Annotated in this window: 1 protein-coding gene; it reads right to left on the reverse strand. The window is 76.3% G+C overall.

Translation table 11 applies throughout. The features are described from left to right. Positions 1-21: 21 nt before the first annotated feature. Positions 22-10,869, reverse strand: a complete 10,848-nt coding sequence (locus ACPXCB_RS28535) for a type I polyketide synthase (RefSeq protein WP_425878953.1) — start codon at positions 10,867-10,869, stop codon at positions 22-24. Between the last annotated feature and the right edge of the window lie 13 nt (positions 10,870-10,882).

Below are 10,882 nucleotides of genomic sequence, written 5' to 3' on the forward strand. Positions count from 1 at the left end.
GCCCTCCTCAGCGCGTCCGGTTCAGGCGGCGCCGAGTTCGTCGTCGATGAACCGCAACAGCTCGTCGGCGGAGGCGGTCTTCAGCACCAGGCCCACGTCCGGTCCGTCGGGTTCGGCGTCCACGTCGGACCTGCCACGCCAATTCGACATCACCGCGTGCAACCGTTCGGTAATCCGTGCCTTGACCGCCTCCTCCAGGCCCGCCGCACCGGCCTGGGCGAACGAGCGTTCCAGCCGGTCCAGCTCGGCCAACAGCCCCGCGGCCGGGTCCACCTCGGCCGGGGCCAGCCCGGTCAGCAGGTGGTCGGTGAGCGCCGCGGCGGTCGGGTGGTCGAACACCATGGTCGCGGAGAGCTTCAGGCCGGTGGCCGCCTTCAGCCGGTTGCGGAACTCGACCGCGGTGAGCGAGTCGAAGCCCAGCTCGGTGAACGGCCGGTCGGGGTCCACCGCGCTCGCGCCGGCGTGCCCGAGCACGGCGGCGGCCTGTGCCTTGACGAACTCCAGCGCGGTGTGCCGCCGCTGCGGGCCGCTCTGGCTCGCCAGGTGGTCGCGCAGGGCGCCGGGCGACTGCGCCGCCTGCTCCACCGACCGTCGGGACGGGCCCCGCACCAGGCCACGCAGCAGCGCGGGCAGCAGGCCCGCCCGGCCCAGCTCGCGCAGCGCCGCCGGGTCCATCGGCATCGGCACCAGCAGCGGCTCGTCGACCAGCTCCGCCGCGTCGTACAGCGCCATGCCCTGCTCCACCGACAGCTCCAGCAGGCCGACGCGGGCCATCCGGGCGCGGTCGTTGGCGTCGAGGTGCGCGGTCATCCCGCTCGCCTCGCTCCACAGGCCCCAGGCCAGCGAACGGGCGGGCAGCCCGGCCGCCCGGCGCCCCGCCACGAGCGCGTCCAGGAAGGTGTTCGCCGCCGCGTAGTTGCCCTGCCCGGGGCCGCCCATCGTGCCGGCCGCCGCGGAGAACACGACGAACTCGGCCAGCTCGGCGCCCAGGGTCAGCTCGTGCAGGTTGACCGCCGCGTCGACCTTGGGTCGCAGCACCGCGTCGACCTGCTCCGGGGTCAGCGCGGCGACCAGGCCGTCGGCGAGGACGCCCGCCGTGTGCACCACGGCGGTCAGCGGGTGCGCGGCGGGCACCCGGGCCAGGGTCTCGGCCAGCGCCGCGCGGTCCGCCGCGTCGCACGCCGCGACGGTGACCTCCGCGCCGTACGAGGTCAGCTCGGCCACCAGCTCGGCGGCCCCGGGGGCGTCCGGGCCACGACGGCTGGTCAGCAGGAGGTGCCGCACCCCGCGCCGGGTCACCAGGTGCCGTGCCAGCAGACCGCCGAGGGTGCCGGTGCCGCCCGTGACGAGCACCGTGCCGTCGGGGTCCCGCCGGGGCGGCGCGGTGAGCACGAGCTTGCCGACGTGCCGGGCCTTGGACATGAACCGGAACGCCTCCGGGGCGCGACGGATGTCGTACGGCCGCACCGGCAGCGGCGTGAGGTCGCCCGTCCCGAACAGGGCGACCACGTCGCGCAGGATCGCGCCGACCCGGTCCGGGTCGATGGCGAGCAGGTCGAACGCCTGGTAGGCGACACCCGGGTGGTCGGCGGCGACCCGGTCCGGGTCCCGCACGTCGGTCTTGCCCATCTCGACGAACCGGCCGCCCGCGCGGAGCAGGCGCAGCGAGGCGTCGACAAATTCCTTCGCCAGTGAGTCGATCACCACGTCGATGCCGGCCGCGCCGAAGCGCTCCTCGAACTCCAGGGTGCGGGAGTTGCCGATGTGCGTGTCCGGCAGCCCCATCGCCCGCAGCGCGTCCCACTTGCCGGTGCTGGCGGTGCCGTACACCTCCGCGCCGAGGTGCCGGGCGAGGCGGACCGCCGCCATGCCGACGCCACCGGCCGCGGCGTGCACCAGCACCCGCTCCCCCGGCTTGACCTGGGCCAGGTCGACCAGCGCGTAGTAGGCGGTGCAGAACGCGATCGGCGTCGACGCCGCCGTGGCGAACGACCAGCCCGACGGCACCGGCACGACCATCCGCGCGTCGGTGACCACCTCGGTGCCGAAGGCGCCGTAGAACAGGCCCATGACCCGGTCGCCGACCGCGACGCCGGTCACGTCCGGCCCGGTCTCGACGACCACGCCGGCGCCCTCGCCGCCCATCACGCCGCCGCCGGGGTACATGTCGAGGGCGATCAACACGTCCCGGAAGTTCAGGCCGGCGGCCCGCATCGCGATGCGCACCTGGCCCGGCCCCAGCGGACGCGGTTCCTCCGCCTCGGGCAGCAGCGCCAGGTTGTCCAGCGTGCCGCGTTCGGTGACGTCCAGCCGCCAGCGCTCGACCGGCGGCGCCGCCAGCGCGGGGCTGCTCGCCGCGCGGGCGAGCCGCGGGGCCAGCAGGACGCCGTCGCGGACGGCGAGCTGCGGCTCGTCGGCCGCCACGGCCGCCGCGAGCAGCCGGTGCGGCTCGCGGTCGTCGACGTCGAGCAGGACGAAGCGGTCCGGATGCTCGCTCTGAGCCGACCGGAGCAGGCCCCACACCGGCGAGCTGGGCAGGTCGGGGGCCGCCTCGTGCACGCTCACCGCGTCCCGGGTGACGACGACCAGCCGGGCGTCGGCGAACCGCTCGTCGGCGAGCCACTCGCGCAGCACCGCGAGGGTGTCGTGGACGACCCGGTGGGCCGCCCCGGCGGGGTCGTCGGCCGCGCCGGCCGCGCAGGGCAGCACGACCAGGGCGGGCGTCGGCGCGCCGTCGGCCACCCGGGCCCGCAGGGTCGCCAGGTCCGGGTAGGCGTCGGTGACGAGACCGGCGTCCTGCGGCAGGGTGCACCCGCCGAGGGCCGCCCAGCGGGCGTCCGGCGCGGTCGCCGGCGCGGCCACCGGGGTCCACTCCAGGCGGAACAGGGCGTCGTGGTGCGTGCTCGGCCGCGCGGGGGCGCTGGCCTCCCGCAGCACCAGCGACTCGACCTCGGCGACCACGGTGTTGCTCTGGTCGGCGACGGTCACCGCGACCGTGTTCCGGCCGCGTGGACGCAGCCGGACGCGCAGCTCCGTCGCGCCGACGGCGTACACGGAGACGCCGCTCCACTCGAACGGCAGCAGCGCCTCGGTGCCGCTGGTGACGAGCGCGAGCGGATGCAGCGCGGCGTCGAGCAGCGCCGGGTGCAGGCCGTAACCGGCCGCCGTCCGGGCGGCCTCCGCCGGCAGGGCCACCTCGGCGAAGATCTCCTCGCCCTGCCGCCACACCCGGCGTACGCCCTGGAACGTCGGGCCGTACGTGAGACCGGCCGCGGCCAGGGTGGCGTACAGCTCGTCGGACGGAACCGGCTCGGCCGCCGGCGGCCACGCGGTGTCGAAGCCGCCCGCCGGCTCCCCGGGGGCGAGCAGGCCGACGCCGTTGCGCACCCACGGCGCCGCGTCGGTGGCGACCCCGTCAGGCCGGGAGTGGACGGTCAGCTGCCGCTGCCCGTTCTCGTCGGGCGCGCCGACGCGCAGCTGCACCTGGACCCCGCCCTTCTCGGGCAGCACCAGGGGCGCGGTCAGGGTCAGCTCCTCGACCCGCCCGCAGTCGACCTCGTCGCCGGCGCGGACCGCGAGATCCACGAGCGCGGTCCCGGGCACGAACACCTGCCCGCCGACCCGGTGGTCGGCCAGCCACGGGTGCGCGGCCACCGAGATGCGGCCGGTGAACAGCAGGCCGTCGGTGTCGGCCAGCGCGACCGCCGCGCCGAGCAGCGGGTGCTCGGTGGCGGCGAGCCCCAGCCCGGCCGCGTCGGCGGTGGCCTGGCCGACGGCCGGCCAGTACCGCTCGTGCTGGAACGGGTAGCCGGGCAGCCGGACCCGTCGCGCGCCCTCGACGCCCCACGTGGGGTGCACGCCGTGCACGTGCGCCTCGCCCAGGGAGAGCAGGAAGCGCGCCAGTCCCCCCTCGTCCCGGCGCAGCGAGCCGACCACGGTGGCGGTGGCCTCCGCGTCGTCGATGACGTCCTGCACGCCGATGGTGAGCACGGGGTGCGGGCTGACCTCGACGATCGTGGTGACGCCCGTGTCGAGCAGGGCCCGGACGGCGGGCTCGTACCAGACGGTCTGGCGCAGGTTGCGGTACCAGTACTCGGCGTCCATCGCGACGTCGTCCAGCCAGCGGTCGTCCACGGTCGAGTAGAGCGGCACCTCGGGCCGGCGGGGCTCCAGCCCGGCCAGCACGTCGCGCAGCTCCTCGTGCAGCTCCTCCACGTACGCCGAGTGCGACGCGTAGTCCACGTCGATGCGCTTGGCGCGCACGCCGTCGCGCTGGCACTCGGCCAGCAGCTCGTCGAGGGCGTCCAGCTCGCCGGCCGCCACCGTCGAGCGCGGCCCGTTGACGGTCGCCACGGTCACCCGGCCGTCGAAGCGCTCCAGCCGGTCGCGCACCTCGGCCACCGGCAGCGGCACGGAGACCATGCCGCCCTTGCCGGACAGGCGCAGCAGCGTCCGACTGCGCAGGGCGACGACCCTGGCCGCGTCCGCCACGGAGAGCGCGCCCGCCACGCAGGCGGCGGCGATCTCGCCCTGGGAGTGCCCCACCACGGCGGCGGGCTCGACCCCGTGGGAGCGCCACAGCTCGGCCAGCGACACCATGACGGCGAACAGGACGGGCTGGACGACGTCCACCCGGTCCAGCTCCTCCCCCTGCCGCAGGACGGCCTCCAGGGACCAGTCGACGTGCGGCGCCAGCGCGGCCTCGCACTCGGCCATCCGAGCGGCGAAGACCGGGGCGGTGTCGAGCAGCTCCACGGCCATGCCGATCCACTGCGAGCCCTGCCCGGGGAAGGAGAACGCCACCTTCCCCGGCGTGCCGGCGGCGACCCCGGTGGCCAGGTTCGGCGCGGGCTCCCCCGCGGCGAGCGCGGCGAGGCCGGCGCGCAGCTCGTCGGCGCCGCCCACCACGACCGCGCGGCGCGGGTGGGTGGCCCGCAGCGACAGCGAGTACGCCAGGTCGCGGGGCGCCACCTCGGCCAGGAGCGGCTCGAGGTCGGCGGCCTGCCGGCGCAGCGCCCCGTCGGAGCGGGCGGAGAGCACGAGCGCGACCGGCCCGTCGTCGGGCGTCCGCTCGGCCTCGGTCGCCTCCGGTGCCTCCTCGATGACGAGATGGGCGTTGGTGCCGCTGAACCCGAACGACGAGACGCCGCCGCGACGCGGGTGGCCGTTGCGCTCCCACGCCTGCGGTTCGGCGAGCAGCCGTACGCCGCCCGACCAGTCGACGTGCGCCGTCGGCTCGGCCACGTGCAGGGTCCGGGGCAGTTCGCCGTGGCGCAGCGCGAGCACGACCTTGATCACCCCGGCGACGCCGGCGGCGGCCTGGGTGTGCCCGATGTTCGACTTGACCGAGCCCAGCCAGAGCGGGCGCTCGGCGGCGCGGTCCCGGCCGTACGTGGCGAAGAGCGCGTCGACCTCGATGGGGTCGCCCAGCGTGGTGCCGGTGCCGTGCGCCTCGACCACGTCCACGTCGGCGGTGGAGAGCCCGGCGTCGGCGAGCGCCTGCCGGATGACCCGCTGCTGCGAGGGGCCGTTGGGGGCGGTCAGCCCGTTGGACGCGCCGTCCTGGTTGACGGCGGTCCCGCGCAGCACGGCCAGCACCTCGTGGCCCGCCGCCAGCGCGTCGGAGAGCCGTTCGAGGACGACCATGCCGATGCCCTCGCCCCAGTTGGTGCCGTCCGCGCCGGCCGCGAACGCCTTGCAGCGCCCGTCCGGGGCGAGCCCGCGCATCCGGCTGAACTCCAGGAACGCGCCCGGCGTCGACATGGCGGTGACGCCGCCAGCGACCGCCATCGCGCACTCGCCCGAGCGCAGCGCCCGCACCGCCAGGTGCATCGCCACCAGCGACGACGAGCAGGCGGTGTCCACGGTCACGGCCGGGCCCTCCAGCCCCAGCACGTACGAGAGGCGACCGGAGAGGATGCTCGCGGCGTTGCCGGTGGCCATGAAGCCCTCCGCGCTCGCCCCGGCCGCGCCGGTGATCCGGGCGTAGTCGACGTTGTTGGCGCCGACGTACACGCCGGTCGCGCTGCCCCGCAGCGTGGTCGGGTCGATGCCGGCGTCCTCGAAGGCCGCCCAGGACGCCTCCAGCACCAGCCGCTGCTGCGGGTCCATGGCCTCCGCCTCGCGGGGGCTGATGCCGAAGAAGGCCGCGTCGAAGCCCGGCAGGTCGGCGAGGAAGCCGCCCTCGCGGACGTAGCTGGTCCCGGAGTGTTCCGGGTCGGGGTGGAACAGGCCGTCGAGGTCCCAGCCGCGGTCGGTGGGGAACGGGCCGATGCCGTCGCGCCCCTCGCGCAGCATCGCCCACAGTTCCTCGGGCGAGCTGACGCCCCCGGGGAAGCGGCAGCTCATCCCAACGATGGCGATCGGCTCGTCGGCGGCGACGGTGCCGACGACCACCTCGGTGCGACCGGTCTCCAGCAGGTGCTCGGCCAACGCGACCGGGGTCGGGTAGTCGAAGGCGACGGCCGCGGAGAGCCGTACGCCGGTGGCCTCGACCATCCGGTTGCGGAACTCGACGGCGGTGACCGAGTCGAAGCCCAGTTCCTTGAACGCGGAGGCCGGCTCGACCGCCTCCGGTCCCGCGTAGCCGAGCGTGAGCGCGACCTGGGTGCGGACCAGCCCGACGACGTGGTCGAGGCGCTCCGCCTCGGGCAGGTCGGCGAGCCGGCGGGCGAAGTCCGACGAGGTGGAGGTCTCGGTCGGCTCCTCGTCGACCACGGCCTCGGGGATGGTGTCGAACAGCCGGCTCGGCCGCAGCGCGGCGAACGACGGCACGAAGGCGGCCCAGTCCACGTCGGCGAGCACGACGTCCGTGTCCCCGGCCGCCAGGGCCGTACGCATGGCGGCGACGGCCCGCTCCGGCGCCATCGGCGCCAGGCCCCGCTTGCGCAGCGAGGCCGAGATCTCGTCGTCCACCAGCGTGCTCTCGGCCCACGGGCCCCAGGCGAGGGCGGTGGCGACCTGCCCCCGGGCGCGCCGCGCCTCGGCGAGGGCGCACAGGTGCGCGTTGCCGGCGGCGTAGGCGGCCTGGCCGCCGCTGCCCCAGACGCCGGCCACGGAGGAGAAGAGCACGAACTCGTCGAGGTCGCGATCGGCGAAGATCGCGTCGAGGTGGGTGGCGCCGGCCACCTTGGCGGAGACGACGTCGGCGTACTCGGCGAGGTCCATGTCCACGATGCCGGTGAGCTGGGCCAGCCCCGCCACGTGCACCACGGCGCGTACGTCGGGGTAGCCGTCGACGACCGCCGCCAGGGCAGCCCGGTCGGCCACGTCGCAGGCGACGACGTCGACCTGCGCGCCCAGTCCGCGCAGCTCGTCGAGCGCCTCGGCGGGGGCGGTGCCGCGCCGGCTCAGCAGCACGACCCGCTCGGCGCCGTGGCGCGCGTACAGGCGGGCGGCCTCGATGCCGAGGGTGCCGGTGCCGCCGGTGATCAGCACGGTGCCGGACGCGCCGCGCCAGCGCGGGGCGCCGGTCACCGGCGCGCGGTGCAGCCGGCGGACGAACACCCCGTCGGGGCGCACCGCGACCTGGTCCTCCCCGATGCCGGCGAGCACGGCGGCCAGCGCGGCGGCGGTGCGCCCGTCCAGCTCGGCGGGCAGGTCGACCAGGCCGCCCCAGGTGTCGGGCAGCTCCAGCGCGGCGACCCGGCCGAGGCCCCACACCTGCGACTGCGCCACGCCGGTCACCGGGTCGGCCGGGGAGGTGGCGACGGCGCCACGGGTGAGGCACCACAGCCTGGCACCCCGCCCGGCGAGCGCGCGGATCAGGTCGAGGGTGGCGGCGGCGCCCGCCGGAACGCCGGGGTGGGCGGGCAGGAACGCCTCGTCGAGCGCGAGGAGGGAGACCACGCCGGCCGGTTCCGCGTCGAGGTGGCCGGCCAGGTCCGCAGGGGAGGTGGTGACGACCGTGGCGCCGTGCGCGGTGAGCGCGTCGGCCACCGCTGCGCCCGCGTCGCCCGGCACCGCCGGGTCGGCGACCACCAGCAGCCAGGTGCCGGTCAGCGCCGCCGGGGTGCCGCCGGGGCGGCGCTCCCACCGGGCCTCGTAGCGCCAGCGGTCCAGCGCGGAGCGCTCCTGCCGTCCCCTGCGCCACGCGGAGAGCGCGGGCAGCACCGACGCCAGGGGCGCCTGCGGGTCCACGTCGAGCGTGGTGACCACCGTGTCGAGGTCACCGCTGTCCACCGCCGCCCACAGGCCGTCGTCGTCGCCGGCCTGGCCGGAGCCGGCCGGGTCCACGCTGTCCTGCCAGAAACGCTCATGCTGGAAGGGGTACGTCGGCAGGTCCACCCGGGACCGCCCGGACCGGTGGTAGAACGCCTCCGGGTCCAGCGCGACGCCCCGGGTCTCCAGCCGCGCCAGCGCCTCCACCAGGGCACTCGGCTCGTCGCGGTCCCGGCGCAGCACCGGCGCGGCCAGCACGTCGCCGTCCAGGCAGTCCGCCGCCATGGTGGCGAGCACCGAGTCCGGGCCCAGTTCGAGGAACGTCGTGGCGCCGGTCGCGGCGGCGGCGCGTACCGCGTCCGCGAAGCGCACGGTCGCGCGGACCTGCCCGACCCAGTAGTCGGGCGTCGCCAGCTCGTCGCCCGCGGGCGCGCCGGTGACCGTGGAGACCAGCGGGATGCTCGGCGGCGCGTACGAGACCGTCTCGGCCACCGCCCGGAACTGCGCGAGCATCGGGTCCATCAGCGGCGAGTGGAAGGCGTGCGACACGGTCAGCCGCCGGGTACGGCGGTCGGCGAAGCGCGCGGCCACCGCCGCCACCGCCTCCTCGGTGCCGGAGACGACCACCGAGTCCGGGCCGTTGACGGCGGCGATGTCGGCGTCCGCGCCGAGCAGCGGCGCGACCTCGTCCTCGGTGGCCTGCACGGCGAGCATCGCCCCGCCCGCCGGCAGCGCCTGCATCAGCCGGCCCCGGGCGGCGACCAGGCGGGCCGCGTCGGCGAGCGTGAACACCCCCGCGACGTGTGCGGCGGCCAGCTCGCCGATCGAGTGCCCCGCCAGGACCGAGGGGGTGACGCCCCACGACCGGACGAGCCGGTACAGGGCCACCTCGACGGCGAACAGGGCGGGCTGGGTCCAGCCGGTCAGGTGCAGGTCCTCGGTGTCGAGGACGTCGCGCAGCGGCCGGTCCAGGTGCGGGTCCAGGGCGGCGCACACCTCGTCGAACGCCGCCGCGAACTCCGGGTACGCCGCGTACAGCCCACGGCCCATGCCCAGCCGCTGCGCGCCCTGCCCGGAGAAGAGCATCGCGACCCCGCCGTCGGCCACCCGGCCGCGGACCAGGTTGGCGGCCTGCTCGTCGCGGGCCAGGGCGCCCAGGCCGGCGGCCAGTTCCTCGGCGGTGCCGCCGAGCACCGCGGCCCGGTGCGCGAAGCGGGACCGGGTGGTGGCCAGGGCGTACCCCAGCTCGGCCGGCTCCACCTGCGACACCACGGCGGAGAGCCGCCGCGCCTGGTCCCGCAGCGCGTTGGTGTCGCGGGCGGTGAGCAGCAGCGACGTCACCGGCGCGGCGGCCGGCTCGGGCGCGGCGGCGGCCGGCGCCTGCTCCACGATCACGTGGGCGTTCGTGCCGCTGAACCCGAACGACGAGACCGCGGCCCGGCGCGGCTGCCCGGTCTGCGGCCACTCGGTGGCGGCGGTCAGCAGCCGTACGTTGCCGGCCGTCCAGTCCACCTGGTCCGACGGCTGCTCGGCGTGCAGCGTCGCGGGCAGGACGCCGCGCCGGATCGCCTCCACCATCTTGATGATCCCGGCGACCCCGGCCGCGGCCTGGGTGTGGCCGATGTTCGACTTCACCGAGCCGAGCCAGAGCGGGTCCTCCCGGTCCTGGCCGTACGTGGCGAGCAGCGCCTGCGCCTCGATCGGGTCGCCCAGGGTCGTGCCGGTGCCGTGCCCCTCGACCACGTCGACCTGGCGCGTCGACAGGCCCGCGTCGACCAGCGCGGCCTCGATGACCCGCTGCTGCGACGGCCCGTTGGGCGCGGTCAGCCCGTTCGACGCGCCGTCCTGGTTGACCGCGGAGCCCCGCACGACCGCCAGGACGCGGTGGCCGTGCTCGAGCGCGTCCGACAGCCGCTCCACCAGCAGCACGCCGGCGCCCTCGGCGAACCCGGTGCCGTCGGCGTCCGCCGAGTACGAGCGGCACCGCCCGTCCGGTGACAGGCCACGCTGGCGGGAGAACTCGACGAACGTCAGCGGCGTCGCCATGACCGAGACGCCGCCGACGAGCGCGAGGGTGCAGTCGCCCCGGCGCAGCGCCTGGATCGCCAGGTGCAGCGCGACGAGCGACGACGAGCAGGCGGTGTCGACGGTGACCGCCGGCCCCTCCAGTCCCAGGGTGTAGGCGACCCGGCCGGAGACCACGCTGCCGGAGCTGTTGCTGCCCGCGTAGTCGTGGTACATCAGGCCGGTGAACACGCCGGTCGGGCTGCCGGCGAGCGAGGTGGGGTCGATGCCGGCGCGCTCCAGCGTCTCCCACGCGACCTCCAGCAGCAGCCGCTGCTGGGGGTCCAGGCCGACCGCCTCGCGGGGGCTGATGCCGAAGAACGTCGGGTCGAAGTCCGCCGCGTCGTACAGGAAACCGCCGCGCGAGGTGTACGAGGTGCCTTCCCGCTGCGACTGGGGGTCGTACAGCGACTCCAGGTCCCAGCCGCGGTCGGTCGGGAACGCGCCGGTGGCGTCGGTCCCGGACTCCACCAGCCGCCACAGGTCCTCGGGACTCGTCACGCCGCCGGGGTAGCGGCAGGCCATGCCGACGATCGCGACCGGCTCGTGCGCGGACGCCTCCACCTCGTGCAGGCGCTGCCGGGTCTTCTGCAGGTCGACCGTGACCCGCTTCAGGTAGTCCCGGAGCTTGTCCTCGTTGGCCACTACGGTCGCCCTC

It is taken from the genome of Micromonospora sp. DT62, assembly GCF_049847285.1.
In the GTDB taxonomy this organism is placed as follows: Bacteria; Actinomycetota; Actinomycetes; order Mycobacteriales; family Micromonosporaceae; genus Micromonospora; species Micromonospora reichwaldensis.